The sequence below is a fragment of the Blautia faecicola genome, from assembly GCF_004123145.1.
GTDB classification, from domain to species: Bacteria; Bacillota; Clostridia; order Lachnospirales; family Lachnospiraceae; genus Oliverpabstia; species Oliverpabstia faecicola.
Genome location: NZ_SDKC01000001.1, coordinates 969,349 through 986,649, shown reverse-complemented (window position 1 = coordinate 986,649; position 17,301 = coordinate 969,349). Strand labels below are relative to the sequence as shown.

General features: G+C 45.7%; 14 protein-coding genes. All 14 read right to left on the bottom strand.

What is annotated here, in order from left to right:
• Positions 1–5 precede the first annotated feature (5 nt).
• The gene (gene rsmH, locus ETP43_RS04560; RefSeq protein ID WP_022399449.1) at positions 6–956 is read right to left on the bottom strand and encodes a 16S rRNA (cytosine(1402)-N(4))-methyltransferase RsmH; all 951 of its coding nucleotides are present in this window, start codon (positions 954–956) and stop codon (positions 6–8) included.
• Positions 957–990: 34 nt separating this feature from the next.
• Positions 991–1,422 carry a division/cell wall cluster transcriptional repressor MraZ gene (gene mraZ / locus ETP43_RS04555; protein ID WP_022399450.1) on the bottom strand — a complete coding sequence of 144 codons (432 nt, stop codon included), beginning with the start codon at positions 1,420–1,422 and terminating at the stop codon, positions 991–993.
• A gap of 258 nt (positions 1,423–1,680) precedes the next feature.
• Entirely contained in the window at positions 1,681–2,778 is a 1,098-nt protein-coding gene (gene ychF, locus ETP43_RS04550) for a redox-regulated ATPase YchF (protein ID WP_022399451.1), read from the bottom strand.
• 209 nt (positions 2,779–2,987) lie between these two features.
• Entirely contained in the window at positions 2,988–3,665 is a 678-nt protein-coding gene (locus ETP43_RS04545) for a vWA domain-containing protein (RefSeq protein WP_022400339.1), read from the bottom strand.
• Positions 3,666–3,927: 262 nt separating this feature from the next.
• Positions 3,928–4,752 carry a macro domain-containing protein gene (locus ETP43_RS04540; RefSeq protein ID WP_129257178.1) on the bottom strand — a complete coding sequence of 275 codons (825 nt, stop codon included), beginning with the start codon at positions 4,750–4,752 and terminating at the stop codon, positions 3,928–3,930.
• A 219-nt stretch (positions 4,753–4,971) separates the two neighbouring features.
• Positions 4,972–8,118, bottom strand: coding sequence for an alpha-mannosidase (locus ETP43_RS04535; protein ID WP_129257177.1), 3,147 nt, complete (start codon positions 8,116–8,118; stop codon positions 4,972–4,974).
• 327 nt (positions 8,119–8,445) lie between these two features.
• Positions 8,446–9,729: a glycoside hydrolase family 125 protein gene (locus ETP43_RS04530; RefSeq protein WP_129257176.1), complete on the bottom strand. Its 1,284-nt coding sequence runs from the start codon at positions 9,727–9,729 to the stop codon at positions 8,446–8,448.
• A gap of 21 nt (positions 9,730–9,750) precedes the next feature.
• Positions 9,751–10,401, bottom strand: coding sequence for a thiamine diphosphokinase (locus tag ETP43_RS04525; RefSeq protein WP_129257175.1), 651 nt, complete (start codon positions 10,399–10,401; stop codon positions 9,751–9,753).
• A 3-nt stretch (positions 10,402–10,404) separates the two neighbouring features.
• Positions 10,405–11,061: a ribulose-phosphate 3-epimerase gene (gene rpe / locus ETP43_RS04520; RefSeq protein ID WP_129257174.1), complete on the bottom strand. Its 657-nt coding sequence runs from the start codon at positions 11,059–11,061 to the stop codon at positions 10,405–10,407.
• 3 nt (positions 11,062–11,064) lie between these two features.
• Positions 11,065–11,949, bottom strand: coding sequence for a ribosome small subunit-dependent GTPase A (gene rsgA / locus ETP43_RS04515; RefSeq protein WP_129257173.1), 885 nt, complete (start codon positions 11,947–11,949; stop codon positions 11,065–11,067).
• A gap of 9 nt (positions 11,950–11,958) precedes the next feature.
• Positions 11,959–14,091 (bottom strand): Stk1 family PASTA domain-containing Ser/Thr kinase, encoded by a 2,133-nt coding sequence (gene pknB, locus ETP43_RS04510; RefSeq protein ID WP_129257172.1) that lies wholly within the window; start codon positions 14,089–14,091, stop codon positions 11,959–11,961.
• A complete protein-coding gene (locus ETP43_RS04505) occupies positions 14,085–14,831 on the bottom strand; it encodes a Stp1/IreP family PP2C-type Ser/Thr phosphatase (protein ID WP_129257171.1) in 747 nt (248 codons plus the stop codon). Before ETP43_RS04505 ends, pknB begins: the two co-directional genes overlap by 7 nt.
• A gap of 22 nt (positions 14,832–14,853) precedes the next feature.
• The gene (gene rlmN / locus ETP43_RS04500) at positions 14,854–15,924 is read right to left on the bottom strand and encodes a 23S rRNA (adenine(2503)-C(2))-methyltransferase RlmN (RefSeq protein WP_129257170.1); all 1,071 of its coding nucleotides are present in this window, start codon (positions 15,922–15,924) and stop codon (positions 14,854–14,856) included.
• Positions 15,912–17,285, bottom strand: a complete 1,374-nt coding sequence (rsmB, locus tag ETP43_RS04495) for a 16S rRNA (cytosine(967)-C(5))-methyltransferase RsmB (RefSeq protein WP_288937877.1) — start codon at positions 17,283–17,285, stop codon at positions 15,912–15,914. Before rsmB ends, rlmN begins: the two co-directional genes overlap by 13 nt.
• Positions 17,286–17,301 lie beyond the last annotated feature (16 nt).

Here is a 17,301-nt window from a genome sequence, read left to right as displayed (position 1 = left end):
TCTCCTTACTTTGCTTCGGATATCTGACGTTCAAATACCCGCAATTTTGCACTCTGTGAGCGACTGTTCCACTCGAGTTCTTCCGCAGACGGAAGAATCGGTTTTCTTGTTATCACTCTGCCCTTGGATACTTTTCCGCATACACATACGGGAAAATTCGGCGGACAGGTACATGGATTTTCATTTCTTCGGAAAATCGTCTTTACGATCCGGTCTTCCAGAGAATGGAAGGTAATGATACAAATCCTTCCCCCGTCATTTAAAAAGTCAATCATTCCATCCAGAGAATCGCGCAGAACATCAAGCTCATGATTCAGTTCGATCCTGAGCGCCTGAAACGTTCTCTTGGAAGGATGTCCGCCCGTTGCCCGGACTTTCATCGGAATGGCTCTTTTTATAATCTCCGTTAATTCTCCTGTGGTATGGATCGGTGCTTCCTGTCTTGCCAGACAGATATGTTTTGCAATATTTTTCGCAAACTTGTCCTCTCCATAGTCACGAATAATCCGGTACAGATCACTCTCGCTGTAAGTATTTACGATATCTTCCGCCGTCTTGGTCTGCCGCTGATCCATACGCATATCCAGAGGCACATCCTCCCGGTACGTAAAACCGCGTTCTGCATGATCCAGCTGATAGGAAGATACTCCCAAATCCAGCACAATACCATCAACAGAGTTGATTCCCCTTTTTTTCAATTCCGGGACCATGTGGCAATAGTTGCTGCGAATGATCATCGTGCGATCCTGATAGTCCCGCAGTCTCTCACTTGCCGCCTGTATTGCCGCATCGTCCTGGTCTATTCCTATTAATCTCCCCGTGGCAGATAATAATTTGCACACTTCTGAGGCATGTCCTGCCCCTCCCAAAGTTCCGTCAACATAGATGCCATCCGGCTTGACTTTCAGATTGTCTATGGTTTCTTTCAGTAATACCGATTTGTGTTTAAACTCCATCTAACGCTCTTACTCCTTTTTCTTTCACCGGACTTTAGATGATAATTCCCATCTCCTGCATGTCTTCTGCAATCGCATCCATATCATCATAGTCATTATTTTCACTCCACTTCGCCTTGCTCCAGACTTCAATCCGGTTCAGATTACCGGTGAGTACCACATCTTTTTCCAGACCTCCAAATTCCCGTAACGTTGCCGGTACCAGAATTCTCCCCTGTCGATCCAGTTCACATGTCGTCGCACCTGCCACGAAGAATCGTGAAAATTTTCTCGCATTTTTGTTTGTAAGCGGTAAAGCTTCCAGTTTCTTCTCAAAGACTTTCCACTGTTCCATAGGATAAATAGAAAGGCAGCCGTCTAAACCCTTTGTTAACACGAATTCATCTCCCAGTTCTTCGCGAAACTTAGACGGTATAATAAGTCTTCCTTTTGCGTCAATTGTATGACTGTACTCTCCCATGAACATAGAATTTACCCTCTTTGAGTACCGGGGAACTCCCCGGAATCATGAAATAAACGGTTCTCCCCAACCTTTTATTTCGGGTGCTTGTTGGAATCGGCTGCCACACGTTCTCCCCTTCGCACCACTTTCCTCCACTTTCTACCACTTATGCTCTTTATTCTAAACCATATGTTGAAAGAATACAAGGGGAAATTTTGGAAAAAAAATGAGGAAAAGTCGAACTTTTCCTCATTTTTCCTCGTTTTTTTACTACTCATTTACTTATACATTGAAACGGAATAAAATCACATCTCCGTCTTTTACCACATACTCTTTTCCTTCCATGCGGACCAGACCTTTTTCTCTCGCACCTGCATAGGAACCGGATTCCAGAAGATCTTTATAGTTGACAACTTCTGCTTTGATAAATCCTCTCTCAAAATCGGTATGAATCTTTCCTGCTGCCTGCGGTGCTTTCGTTCCCACTTTGATGGTCCATGCACGGGTCTCATCCTCGCCGGCAGTCAGATAACTCATCAGTCCCAGCAGTTCATAACTTGCCTTGATCAGTTTCTCCAGACCGGACTCCTCAATTCCCAGATCATCCAGGAACATCTTCTTCTCATCGTCTTCCAGCTCTGCGATCTCCTGCTCAATCTCCGCACAGATGACAAACACACCGCTGTTCTGCTCTTTTGCCAGCTCGCGGACTGCCTGTACATGCGGATTGGAAGCTCCGTCATCCGCCAGATCATCCTCGGAAACATTTGCTGCAAAAATGACCGGTTTTGCTGTCAGCAGATTGTACTCCTGCATCCATGCCTCTTCATCTTCATTTTCCAGCTCCAAGCTGATCGCCGGTTTTCCGTCTTCCAGATGCGCTTTGATTCTCTGCTGCAGTTCCAGCTCTTTCGCTGCTGTCTTATCCATTCTGGCTGCCTTTGTCGTCTTGGCAATTCTTCTCTCCAGAATCTCCAGATCCGAAAAGATCAGTTCCAGATTGATTGTCTCAATATCACGTACCGGATCGATCTTTCCATCCACATGGATAACATTGGAATCTTCAAAACAACGAACCACATGAACGATCGCATCCACTTCTCGAATATTCGCAAGAAACTGATTACCCAGGCCTTCTCCCTTGGAAGCTCCTTTTACCAGACCTGCAATATCCACAAACTCAATCACCGCCGGAGTCACCTTCTTGGAATGATAAAAATCCCCCAGCAGTTTCAGTCTCTCATCCGGCACTGCCACGATACCCACATTCGGATCAATCGTACAGAACGGATAATTGGCAGACTCAGCACCTGCCTTAGTCAGTGAGTTAAATAATGTACTCTTACCTACGTTCGGAAGTCCAACGATACCCAACTTCATAATCTATATTCCTCTTTCCTGTCTGTTATTCTTCATCCAGCCCTTATATCCCCGGCTGTATTTTTCCATGTATTCTCTATGAATACACATCTTCTTAGAGTCTACCATATTTCCCACACACAGGCAAGTTTTCTTTTCTCCCACCATTTGTTTTGAAAAATCATTTTTGGTTTTTTAATATTTTAATGGTATGCTGTTCCTCTTTTACCCTACGCCCTTCTGTTTTTATGACGTTTCTTATAATCCTCTCTGATCGATGCACAGCAGGCTGATATCGTCTGATTCATCTCCACTCTGCTCCTCGATTTCCTTACAGCAGATACGGTTTCAGAAAGGACCTGATAATTCAGAGCAGTTCCTTCTCTGTCGCATTCATAATTGATCGCCCTGTCAGCTCCGATACCAACTCTTCCGGCGACTTCGATTGCATCTATGTTGGCTCCCAGGAATAAGAATTCCCAGCCATACTTCTCTTTTTCCTTCTCAACCATTTTCTTCACTTTATGAAAGGAATATTTATGACTGGCATTTTCCATACCATCGGTTGTTATAATAAATAAAGTCTTTTCCGGTCTGTCCTCTTCTCTGGCATACTTGTGAACCTTTGCAATATGGTGAATCGCTCCGCCGAGTGCGTCGAGAAGTGCTGTACACCCCCTCACATAATATTGACGGTCATTCATCGGCTCTACCTTATCTACCGGCACCCTGTCATATAAAACCTCTTGCCGATCATCAAAAAGCACTGTGGAAATGCAGGCTTCGCCTTCCTCTTTGCTCTGCTTCTCAATCATGGAATTAAAGCCGCCAATCGTATCCGCCTCAAGTCCTCTCATAGAACCGCTTCTGTCTAAAATAAAAACAACTTCTGTTAATCCTTTACGCATAAAATTCGTCCTCCTTTACGATTCTCACCTCGCGGTGTTTTCTTTTTACAGACTCATTATACGAAAAAGATCTTCCAAACCGGTCGCTTTCAAAGCGACCTTAAATTTCTATGAAATTATACACGGCAAGCCATGCTCCTCCAGCTGAATATCAAGCTCAATCATGTCATAAATTTCATTCTCAATGAAATACGAAAAGATGATATCCGTCTTATCACAGGGCGATAACGCATATCCTGCTCTTGCCAGCAAATCTTTTGATTCATCCAGATTCACCTTTGCCCCAACACACAGGCATAACGCGGTCAGCTTGTTGGGATGGTAGTTTGCTCTCGTGCTGTTCTTCAAAATCAAGGCATGCAGTCTCATCACTTTCACATAATTTATCGCCTTGTCGAACTTCTTTCGAGAGATATTTCTTTGCCGTTTCCTTTTTTAATGTGGAAGTCTGACGTCTTTCCATCCTCTGAGCGTTCGGAAGATACGCGTCATAGACCAGTTCGCTTTGTCTTATCGGAACATAAGCATCACCATACTCTTTTTTCCTGGCTTCCTTAACATAGTTCTGATCGATATACGCTTCCAGTCCGGGATAAATTTTCTCTCCCAGCTGAGTAGCCTTCGTATCAAACACTATCAGGAAAATATCCATTTCATTGCTAAGCAAAAATGCATTCATCTCATCTACTGCAATTCGCATTCCTTCTTCCTTGGGATACCCAAATCCTCCGGTAGAAATAAGGGGAAATGAAATAGATTTTATGCTGTTCTCCTTTGCAATCTGTAGACTCTTTCTGTAACAGGAACGAAGCTTTTCTTCCTCTCCCTGATCTCCTCCCATATAACGCGGACTTACTGCATGAATAATATACCTTGCCTCAAGATTAAATCCAGGAGTGATAAAAGCTCCACCTTCTGGCACAAAACCAATTTTTTCTTTTCGATATTTCAGAAGTTTATCGTAGCCTGCTGCCTTGTAAACAGCACTGTCACAGCCGGTACCAACTGATACATATTCATTTGCCGTGTTGACAATAGCTTCTGTATGCATTTTTGTAATGTCATTGCGTACGATCCTGAATGGCACTCCAATCGCCTCCTGTTCTTCCCTTTCCTGTCGCCCTATTCCGGAACTGCTATCACAATCCCCCTGTAAGCCACCAAATTTCTTAATAAACGCGTAAAATATAATAGCCGGGTGACCTCCCAGTGCAAGGGGAAAAGCAAAACATACACACTGGGAGTCCCCGGTTACTACCAAGAATCTATTCAGTTTCCGAAACCTCAGACTGAAATCCAGTCTTTTTTAAAACGTAACCTTTAACGTCTTAATCTCATAAGGTTTCATCTCGAAAGTCGCCTGATTTCCTGTAAACTCTACAGGATCTGCTCCTTCCTCCATCATATTACACTCGACAACAGATGTCAATTCCTTACCGAAAATTAGTGTCACCGGAGTTCTTCTGTTATAGCACTCGTACAGACGAACGATGACAGCATCCGAATCTTCCGCTTTTTTCACAACCTCGATCACTGCATTATCCTGATCAGAGGAAACCAGAGAATATTCCGGAGCAAGTGTTCCTCCTTCATTCTCTTTCCAGCTGCAGGTCAGAGGGTTATTGATCTGGTAAGCCTGTTTTACCGTACCGGCTTCTCGCCAGCCGCCCTGATGTGGATAAATAGAATAAGTAAATTCATGCAGTTCTTTATCAGCTTCCGGATTCGGATGAATCGCAGATTTCAGCATGGACATACCGATCACACCATTGCGGACACCAACACCATACTTGCAGTCATTTAACATACTGACACCGTAGCCATCCTCGGACACATCCATCCATTTATGGTGGCAGACTTCAAATTTTGCAAAATCCCAGGAAGTATTGTCATGGGTATCACGTTTTACGTTACCATACTGGATATCAAATGTAGCTTCGTTGGTATGTACATCGATCGGGAAGTAGTCTTTCACAAAGATCTGATGCTCTTTCCAGTCAATTACATTCTTGATATCGATTCTTGGAATGTCATGATACAGATAAATAAACTGTGTGATCGTGGAATCCAGATATTTACGCTCTACTTTTACGCAGGCTCTTACCGGACCATTTTCCACTACTTCCATCGCAGATACCTGATCGATATCCCAGGATTTTTCTGTATAATAATTGTTTACATCCCATGCATCATAGTTGTGCGGACGGTCTTCGTAACTTACGATCACGTTACCGGCTTTGCCAGGTTTCAGTACGTCACGATCTGCTTTCTTATCATAGATCTTCGCAAACTGACCTTTTTCATTATATTCTACCTTGAAGAACTCATTTTCCATCACCTCTGTGGAAACTTCCATCGTCGGTGTGGTATCTGCTGTTTCTTCTTTTACGGTATAAGTCTTATATCCTTTTCCCGGTACGCCTGCTGCAAAGAATACATATGCACCGTCTGCGGTTTTCTGAACAGCCAGTTTTGTCTCGCCGTCGTAAACTGCAGGCTCTCCCATGCCTTCCGGAACGGTAAAGGTTATCAGATCATAAGCAGCTGCACTGTTCGGGTTGTAAACAACCAGAGAATGTTTCGGTGCTTTTACACCTGCTGCGATATGTGCCAGTGTTGCATCGGTCAGCGCTTTGTTCTCTGCAAAGATACCTTCGTACTCTGCTTTGGAATCATCATATACTTCTTTGATCGAAGATCCCGGCAGAATATCGTGGAACTGGTTACGCAGGATGACTTCCCATCCTTCATGCAGTTCTTTTTCCGGATATGCACCACCTGCAGTCTGTGCATCCAGCATTGCGTACATTTCTTCGTTCTGATATGCAAACTCCGCTTTCCGGTTGAACTTTTTGTTTCTTGCCATAGAAGTATAAGTACCTCTGTGGTATTCCAGATACAGCTCGCCCACCCAGGTCGGCAGATATTTTTTTCCGGTTACATGTTTATCCAGAACATGGAAGAATTCTTTTGCAGTAGACATCTTGGTTCTCGGCATACCCGGGAGACCTTTTGCCAGACGTCTCTGATTCTCCAGCATATCTTTGGTTGGGCCACCGCCACCATCTCCAAAACCGAAGCTGCAAAGTACTTCTTCGTTCAGATATTTCTGGCTGTATCGTGCCCATGCACCCTTCATCTGGCTTGGATTGATATATCCGTTATAGGTGGTAAAGTGTTCTGTCTCTGTACCCCCCTCAACTGCTGCCCTATTGTAATCACGGGTCGGAACAAAATGTGTCAGTACACGGGTTCCGTCGATACCTTCCCACTCGAATGTATCATACGGCATCTTGTTGAACTCATTCCAGCTGATCTTTGTGGTCATAAAGTAAGGGATTCCACATTTCTGCAGAATCTGCGGAAGTGCTGCGGAATAACCGAATACGTCAGGAAGCCACAGAATCTCATTGTCCACGCCGAACTCTTCTTTGAAGAATCTCTGTCCGTGTACAAACTGGCGAACCAGTGCTTCACCGGAAGCGATATTACAGTCTGCCTCTACGAACATACCACCGTCCGGCTCCCAGCGTCCTTCTTTGACTCTTTCTTTGATCTGTTCATACACATCTGGAGCATTTTTCTTCACATATTTGTACAGCTGTGGCTGGCTGGACATAAATACATATTCCGGATATTCTTTCATCAGTTCCAGTACGGTAGAAAAGCTTCGGACTGCCTTGTCTTCTGTCACACGCAGAGTCCACAGCCATGCACAGTCAATGTGTGTATGTCCTACACAGTAGATGATCGGGCTTTTCTCACCGTCACAATATTTCTCATAAAATTCTTTTGTGATGTACTCCTGTGCTTTTTCCAGGCTTTGATAATACTCTTTGGAACCTTCTTTTCTCATATCCAGCAGATTCAGAGATTCGTTCAGTGCCTGAATAATCGTAATATATGCCTGATCTTCCGTGTTCAGCAGTCTGGCACTCTGGTACGGAACTTCCAGGTCATAGTAATATTTCTCAGTCTTACGATCCAGTACTTTCAGGCTGGAGTTCATCTTCAGACTGAAGTTCTGGTCTCCGGTAAATGCGGAAAGAACAATGCGATAGGTGTCTCCTGCTTTGGCAGGCTCTGCCAAAATGATTTCTCTGTGGTTGACATCAAGCCCCTGTACTCTCACACCGTTTACAAAGATGGAAAACTGTGGATTCGTTGCATCCCACTCTCCTTCTTTTCCGGTTTTCAGTTCATACACTACACACTCTCCGTCAAATTCTTCCGGAATTGTCACTACGGTCTCAAACCAGTAATATTCTCTGTGTCCGCCCCACAGTTCCTGGTTCGTAATCTCGGTCCAGGATGAGGTATCCAGATTGTTTACATCCAGACATCTCTCATCGGTGCGGATCATCTTGTAACTCGGAATCGCAACCTGCTTCGGATATACCTGTTCCTGCAGATATTCCAGCATTTTACCGATTCTTTCTTTTAGCAATATCATTTTTGCTACCTCCTGATAAATAATAACTTATTGGCAACCGTTTTCTCTCTTTACCCCCTGCGGTTGCACAAAAAAACATCACCAATGCCTGTGCACACAGCAAACATTAAAATAAATCTGTGTACTTTTCTGCATCCGGCGATGTTTTTTTATAGCGGTTCTCTTAGGAAACAGAACATACAGCAGAACTGACAGCTTTTCGTCGAGAACTTTCCCATCACGGAAAGCACTGCTGGTAATATTATACCATACACTCTCTCCTTTTTAAAGTTCTGATGTTATCTTTTTCCTATATTTATTCGTTTTTTCAGATTTTTTTCGTCAACTTTACTTTTTCATAGAAAGCGCAAATAATGCAAACAATGAGTTCGCCCATGCGAACCATTCTCTGGTGAATTTCTTCGGATCCTGACAGTCAAATCCCTCGTGCATCACTTTACAGTCTGCATCGGTAGCCAGAAGGGTTTCCAGCAGTTCTTTTCTCTCTTCTTCGTCATCAGAAGTCAGTCCCTGCATCGTCAGTGCGATGTGCCAGATATACTGATCCGGTGTGTGCGGACTTCCGATTCCTTTTGCGCTGGCGCCTTCAAAATAATATGGATTCTTTTTGCTTAATACAAAGGCTCTTGTATTTTTATAGATTGGATCGTCTTTGCCACAGTATGCCAGCCACGGCAGAGATAACAAACTCGGCACGTTGGCATCGTCCATCAGATTGTAGTTGCCAAGACCGTCTGTCTCGTACGCATAAATCTTTCCGAAGGTTTCATCTTCCACGATACCATATTTCCGGATACCTTCCTGGATCTCTACCTGTAATTCTTTTGCTTCTTTTGCCATCTGTGGATCCTGGAAATCTTTCTCCAGGAATTCTGCCATATAATCCAGAACTACGCTTGCAAACATGTTGGACGGAATCAGATAACCATACTTGCACGCATCATCACTTGGGCGGAATCCGGACCAGGTCATACCGGTGTAACCTACCGGTGCACCCTTTCCATCGTTACTTAAGGTATCAGACGGCGGACAGTTGAGACGTACGAAAGAATACTCGGAGTTCTCATGGTACTGCTCTGTCTGCCATACATCCAGGATATCGCGGAATGCCTGTTTTACTTCCGGGGTGAAGACATCTCTTGCTCCGGAATTCTCCACATACCGTTTGATCAGCCAGATCGGGTAGCACAGGGAGTCAATCTCGTATTTTCTCTCCCAGTTCCACGGATTGTATTTAGTCAGGTCTTTCTCCCAGCAGTTTCCGTTGTCTTCTTCGTTAAATGCATTGGCATACGGATCAATATGTACATACTTTGCCTGACGGGCGATCAGCCCTTTTACCATCTCTTTTAAGATCGGATATTCTTTCAGATATGGCAGATAATGAACGACCTGTGCAGAAGAATCTCTCAGCCACATTGCTGCGATATCTCCGGTAAATACATACGCTTCTCCGCTCTCAAGAAATTTTGTCGTGGTTTTTGCAGTACTTACATAACAGTTCTGGAAGGTTTCCTGCATCTTCGGGTTTCCTTCCCAGTATGCTGCTTCTTTTTTTGCGATCTCTTCTACCGCCTGCACCAGTGCTTCTTTCTTTTCCTGTGTGTTCATGTAAAAATCCTCCTTGTCACTTCAGTCTTTGCTTTGTATCATCAACAGTACACCCTGTTCCCAGCTGACATCTGCCACATCCGCTGTGATCTCATTGCTTACCCCCAGACCTTCCCGGTCTTTTAACTGATAGTGATCCAGCGGATATTTAAAGCCCTTAAGTGTCAGTCCTTCCACGGTTTCACCCATGGGGAACAAAGACACATAGGTGCCATACTGTTCTTCTTTTTTGAGAGAAAATGTTTTTTCTACCGGAAGACCGATCTTATTTCTGCTGTCCACGATCCATACCGGTACTTTTTTCTCCCATGCTTCTTTTAATATCTGCAGATTGCAGACCACGTGATCGATCCTAGTCCCCGTTGCCCCCAGAATCCAGATCTCTGTACTGCCGTCTTCCAGGGCTTTATCCAGTGCGATCTTTGTATCTGTCGCATCCTTTACCGGATTGTAGGTACGGATCGGGATCTCTCCCTCCTGCCGGTAACGTTCCAGAATCTCGCCCGGAAGACTGTCAAAATCTCCCACGATATAATCCGGACGAATATCATGTTCATAACAAAACTGTAACCCTCTGTCTACCCCAAGAATATAATCCGGCTTCAGTTCCTGTATAAAGGAGAGAGCAAAATCTACCTCGATCATGCCCCCTGTGATAATCAGCGTTTTCATTTCCTATCTGCGCTCCATTCTCTCTTTCAGGCGGCGGACATTTTCTCCGATGTTTCCGCCAAAGACAGCAGATCCGGCAACCAGAATATTGGCGCCTGCATCCAGCACTTTGTCGATGGTCTTTTCATTGATGCCGCCATCTACCTGAATGTCCACATCCAGTCCGGCATCCGTGATCATTTTACGAAGTTTCTGTACTTTTCCGGTACAGCTTTCAATATAACTCTGACCGCCAAATCCCGGATTGACCGTCATAACCAGTACCATATCCACCAGATCCAGCACACATTCCAGCTGGCTGACCGGTGTACCCGGATTGATCGCCACACCGACTTTCATTCCTGCTTTGCGGATCTCCCGTAAGGTACTGTCCAGATGCTTGCATGCTTCCGCGTGTACCGTCAGCATATCCGCTCCGCTCTTTTTGAATTCTTCGATATATCTTCCCGGCTCCTCGATCATCAGATGGACATCAAAAAACAGAGAACTGTTTTTCCGGATCGATGCGATCACCGGCATTCCAAAGGAAATACTCGGAACAAATGCTCCGTCCATCACATCAATATGAAGCCATTCCACTCCTGCTTCTTCAACCTGTCGGATCTGTTCTCCCAGACAATTAAAATCTGCTGCCAATATAGATGGTGATAACTGATACATGTTTTAATATCTCCTTTTTTCCTGTTCTTTCAGTTCTTCATAGAAACTGACATAATTTTGATAGCGCTGGCTGTGGATCTTTCCTTCTTCCACTGCCTGTTTGACCGCGCAGTCCGGTTCATGGACATGCACGCATCCCTGAAAACGGCAGGCTCCTTCGTATTCCGCAAATTCCGGATAATGGAACCGCAGTTCTTCTTTCTCCATCCCCTCCACAAACAGGGAACTGAATCCCGGTGTGTCCATCAGATAGGTATGTTCACCCACTGTCAAAAGCTGTGCATGACGGGTCGTATGGCGGCCGCGTTTCAGTTTTTTACTGATCTCACCGGTCTCCATGCTGACTTCTCCCTGCAACAGATTCGTCAGCGACGATTTTCCCACTCCGGAAGGTCCTGCAACCACTGTTGTTTTTCCCTCCAGGATCCGGCGGATCTGGCTGATCCCCTCTTCCTGTTCGGCACTGGTAAGCAATACCTGGTACCCGCAGGAACTGTAGATCTGGCACATCCGTTCCAGTTCTTCCTGTTCCGCCAGGTCTTTTTTATTGAAACAGATAATACTCGGAATCTCCTGTTGTTCCATTGTAATCAAAAAACGGTCCAGCAGCTGGTAGTTCGGATCCGGCTGACGGACTGCAAAAATCACAAGTGCCTGATCCACATTTGCCGCTGCCGGCCGGATCAGCTCATTCTTTCTTGGCAGAATCTGAATCAGATTGCCTGTCTTTTCTTTTTCATCGAGAACTTCAATCTCTACGTTATCGCCAACCAGAGGTTTTTTCTTTTCTTTCCGGAAAATCCCCTTGGCTTTACATTCATAAATTCCGGATTCTGCTACGTCCACGTAGTAGAATCCGGCAATTCCTTTTATAATCTTTCCCTGCATAGATACCTCTTAAGACTGTTTGAACGGTACATTTGAATAATGTCCACGTTCTACATATTCTCCGTCTACCATTTCTCTCAGATATACGGTTCCGGTATCCACGCCGTCTGCACCGGCAATGGTCAGTGTATATGGGAATGTAATTGTCTGTCCGTCCAGAATCACAGTTTCCACGTTCTGTCCGTTGATATTCTGTACCAGTGTCAGCTGTACCGGACCACCAATGTAGGTAGATGGCTGATCCAGTTTTACATTACAGGTCCAGCTTCCGCTGTCTGCGGTTCCGCCATTTTCCGACTCTGCCGGTACAGATGGTGCATGATACACCTGCAGCGTAATGGTTGAACCCGGATCTACAGAAGTTCCTGCTACCACACTCTGGTTTGCCACGCAGCCTTCTGCCACATTACCGGAGGCATCGGTTGTTGTCTCTACATTTACCTGTAATCCCTGATCGTTCAGTGTCTTCTTAGCGGTTGCCTCATCCTGTCCGATCACGTTCGGTACTTCCACCTGTTTGTTTTCTTCACCCAGACTGACTACCAGTGTGATCGTAGATCCTGCGGACACCTGTGTTCCCTCGCCCGGATCTACACTGATAACTTTTCCGATTGCCACGGTATCACTGTAATCCTGCTGGATCTCTGTATTCAGTCCCAATGCTTTGATCAGTGCTTCTGCCTCACTCTGTGACTTTCCGATTATACTCGGTATCGTCGGTGCATCGGTTCCTGTACTTACCACATAGTTGATCACAGTTCCCTGATCCACTTTGGTTCCTGCCTCTGTTTCCTGAGACATGATCGTTCCTGCTTTGTATTCGGAAGACGGGCTTTCGCCGATCTTATTTCCCTTTAAGCCCAGCTGTTCGAGAACGCTCAGTGCGTTTTCTTCTGTCATGCTGGTCAGTTTCGGTACGGATACCTGTCCGTTTTCATCTACGGTATCATCGATTTCTTCCTGCTCGGTCTGCTGTGCATCGTCCTTGTTGGCAGATCCTCCGATATTAACCAGACCTGCTGCCCTTGCGATAAAGAAGATCAGAATACAGATAATGATCGCTCCGATGATAAATCCACCGATTGTCATGGCTTTTTCCAGTTTGGAACTTACTTCACCCTCGTCGTCATCATCATCTTCATCGTCGTATTCCTCATCATATTCGTCTTCGTCATCCTCGTCCTCATCTTCATCCTCATAGGTATCTTTCTGAGGAGTCGCATAACCGGAACGACCTTCCCGGATAGCTTCGAGTTCGTCTTTTGAAAGCATCACGGTCTGTGCATGCTGTGCCAGCGGTGTCACGGTGACAAAGTTTCCGTTCGGATCCAGCAGGGAATGTTTCAGATCTTCGATAACCTCCGACATGCTTGCATATCTGCGGTCCACACTCTTCTGTGTACATTTTAAAATGATCTGTTCCAGGCTGTACGGCAGATCCGGCACGTATTTTCTCGGTGATACGATCTCTTCCTGCAGATGTTTAATCGCGATCGCTACCGTCGTATCCCCGTCAAACGGAACCCGTCCGGTTACCATCTCATACATCGTAATACCAAGAGAATAGATATCACTCTTCGCATCGCTGTAACCGCCACGTACCTGTTCCGGAGAACTGTAATGTACAGATCCCATCACATTGGAACTGATCGTGTTCGAAGATGCTGCTCTTGCGATACCGAAATCAGACAGTTTTACTTTACCGTCCACGGAAATGATGATGTTCTGCGGTTTTACATCTCTGTGTACAATGTTGCTCTTATGTGCGGCTTCCAGTCCCAGAGAAACCTGGATCGCAATACTGGTTGCTTCCCTTACGGAAAGTTTTCCTTTTCTTGTAATATAGTCTTTCAGGGTAATGCCCTGTACCAGCTCCATAACGATATAGTAAATGCCGTTATCCTCCCCAACGTCATAGACATTTACCACATTCGGATGCGCCAGACCTGCTGCGGCCTGTGCTTCCTTTCGGAATTTGGAAATAAAGCCTTTGTCCTGGCTGAATTCCGCTTTCATTACCTTCACCGCTACAAGACGATTCAGCTTATGATCTTTTGCTTTGTAGACATCTGCCATACCGCCGCTGCCGATTCTGCTGATGATCTCGTATCTTTCTCCTACAATCATTCCCTCTTTTAACATTCTTTCACCTCGTTTGTAAATGGTTCGATTAGAATTACTGATATATTATCTCTGCCCCCGTTTGTATTGGCAATTGCCACCAGTTGTCTGCCGGACTGTTCGATATCTTCTGAACTCTGAATGATCTCCTGGATCTGTTCATCCGCTATCATATTACTCAGTCCGTCTGAGCACAGCAAAATCCGATTCTTTTCCTCCAGCTGCACATCGAAGAAATCGATATCCACCTCTTCGGACGCTCCCAATGCTCTTGTGATAATGTTTTTATCCGGATGGTTCCTGGCTTCCTCTTTGCTGAGTTCTCCCCGCATCACCATCTCTGCGATCCAGGAATGGTCTCTGGTGATCTGCACCAGTCCCTGCTCATCGGATACATACAGACGACTGTCTCCCACATTGGCCACATACGCATAATATCCCACAACGGTCACAGCCACGAGGGTTGTCCCCATCCCGGCTTTTGCTGCGTCTTCTTTCGCAAGCTCATGAATCTTTTCATTTGCCTCCTCAATCGCATGACGCATGATCTTTATGGGATTAAAACTCATATCTTTTTTTACTGACGCTTCGATTACGGAAACGGCACAGCGTGAGGCAAAATCTCCGGCATTATGCCCGCCCATTCCATCAGCAAGCACAAACAGATTTGGAAGATTTCCTATCGGCTGCTCGGACGCATATACATAATCCTGATTCTGACTTCTGACTTGTCCTACATCGGTCAAAGAAAATGACTTCATGCCAGCTTCTCCCTTGTCTTCTTTATTTTTCTTCGGCGGAGTCTTTTGTTGTATTTTCCTGCCGGTCGCTGTATTTCTTTCTCAGCTGACCGCAGGCCCCATCGATATCCCTGCCCATTTCTCTTCTAATAGTAACATTAATTCGATATTTTTCAAGTTTATTTTTAAAATTCTCTATCACTTTTTTGTCGGACTGTACGAAATCCCGCTCCTTGATCGGGTTGACCGGAATCAGGTTAATATGGCAGTTTAACCCGTGTACCAGCTCCGCCAGCTGTCTTGCATCTTCCTGGCTGTCGTTCTTTCCGCCCACCAGACTGTACTCAAAAGTCAGTCTTCTTCCGGTCTTTTCAAAGTAATATTTGCATGCCGGAAAGACTTCCGACAGCGAATATTTATAGGCGATCGGCATCAGTTCTTTTCGCTTTTCATCGTTTGGTGCGTGAAGCGAAAGTGCCAGGGTGATCGTCAGATTCTCCTCTGCCAGCTGCCGGATCCGCGGCACCAGTCCACAGGTGGACACGGTGAGGTTTCTCTGGCTGATGTTCTGCCCTTTTTCATCACTTAAGATCCGGATAAAGCGAAGCAGGTTATCGTAATTATCCAGCGGTTCTCCCGTTCCCATCACAACGACGTTGGACACCCGTTCTCCGGTCATCTCCTGGATCCGGTAGACCTGATCGAGCATCTCGGACGGCAGGAGGTTTCTGGTCAGTCCGCCGATCGTGGATGCACAGAAACGGCATCCCATCCGGCAGCCTACCTGGGAAGAAATACATACGGAATTGCCGTGTTTGTATTTCATCCACACACTCTCGATCACGTTGCCGTCCGCCAGACGGAACAGGTATTTTTGTGTGCCGTCGATCTTAGAAGTCTGCACTTCCACCACTTCCAGATGCGTCAGCGGTTCCTGTTTCGTTAATTTCTGCCGCAGGCTCTCCGAGAGATTCGTCATCTCCTCATAACTTCCCACCGCTTTCTGATGAAGCCACTGATACAGCTGTTTTCCCTTGAACGGTTTTTCGCCAAGTGAAACCATCTTTTCTTTCAGCTCGTCTTCATACAGCGATTTGATATCTAATTGTTCCATTCTGTTTCCTCTTTTTTCCTTAATCTTGCCAGGAAAAATCCATCGGTCTTATGCACGCCCGGAAGCAGCTGCAGATACCCCTGTGCTGTTGTCTCGCTGTGGAGTTCTTCGCACAGATACGGATCCAGGCTTTCGAGTACAAACGGATAATTTTCCGTAAACCATGCCACATTGTCCTGATTTTCCTCCCGGGTGATCGTACAGGTACTGTAGATCAGTACCCCGCCCGGTTTTACATAAGATGCTGCATTGTGAAGGATCCGTTTCTGAAGTACCGAAAGTTCCTGAATCTTATCCTCATCCGTACGGTACTTGATATCCGTCTTCTTTCCGATGACGCCCAGTCCGGAACACGGTACATCCGCCAGCACAATATCCGCTTTTTCGATGGATTCTTTGTCCAGGATCGTTGCATCTTTTCGATACGCACGGATATTCAGTGTCTGTGTTCGCTCTATATTTTCTTCGATCAGACCCACTTTATAATCCGTAAGATCTCTGGAGTCCACCATGCCTTCTCCCTGCATCTTATCGGCTGCATGAAGGCTTTTTCCGCCAGGTGCCGCGCAAAGATCAATGACATAATCTCCCGGTTTCGGATCTGCTGCTTCCGTTACCAGCATCGAACTGACATCCTGCACCACGAACCTTCCCATCACAAAAGATTTAAGTCCTTCGAGGTGGCTGTAATCCGACAGATAGTACGCATACGGAAGATACGGCGCCCGCTTAACCGTCGCTCCCTGTCTCTCCAGACTGTTGATCGTCAGCTCCGGATCTACCCGGTGCAGCTGGCAGCGGATCGTCAGCGGATGATCCGTCAGAAAATCCTTCAGCATACCTTCCGTCGTCTCTGTTCCATAAGCCTTCACCCAGCGTTCTACCAGCCACTGCGGTACGGAATAGTACACCGACAGATATTCTGCAGGGCTGGTCTTTGCATCCGGATATGTGATTTCTTCTTTTTTTCTTGCCACATTACGCATCACGCCGTTGACAAAGCCTTTCAGACTGTAAAATCCTTTTTTCTGTGCCAGTTTTACCGCTTCGTTGCAGGCTGCCGAGTCCGGCACGCTGTCCATAAATAACAGCTGATAGACACCGCTTCGAAGAATGTTGCGGATCACCGGTTTCATCTTATTTACCTTTACGCTGGAAAACTGATTCAGGATATAGTCGATCCGAAGCATATATTCCAGTGTTCCCTCCACAAGACGGTTGATAAATGCCCGATCCTGTTTCGGAAGATACTGTACTTTATTCAGGGCATTGCGGATCGCCAGATGGCTGTATTCTTTTTCCTGTGTAATCTCCAATAATATCTCCAGGGCGATTCCCCGGAGTTCTGTTCCATTTGCCACGTTTTTCTCCTCCGGC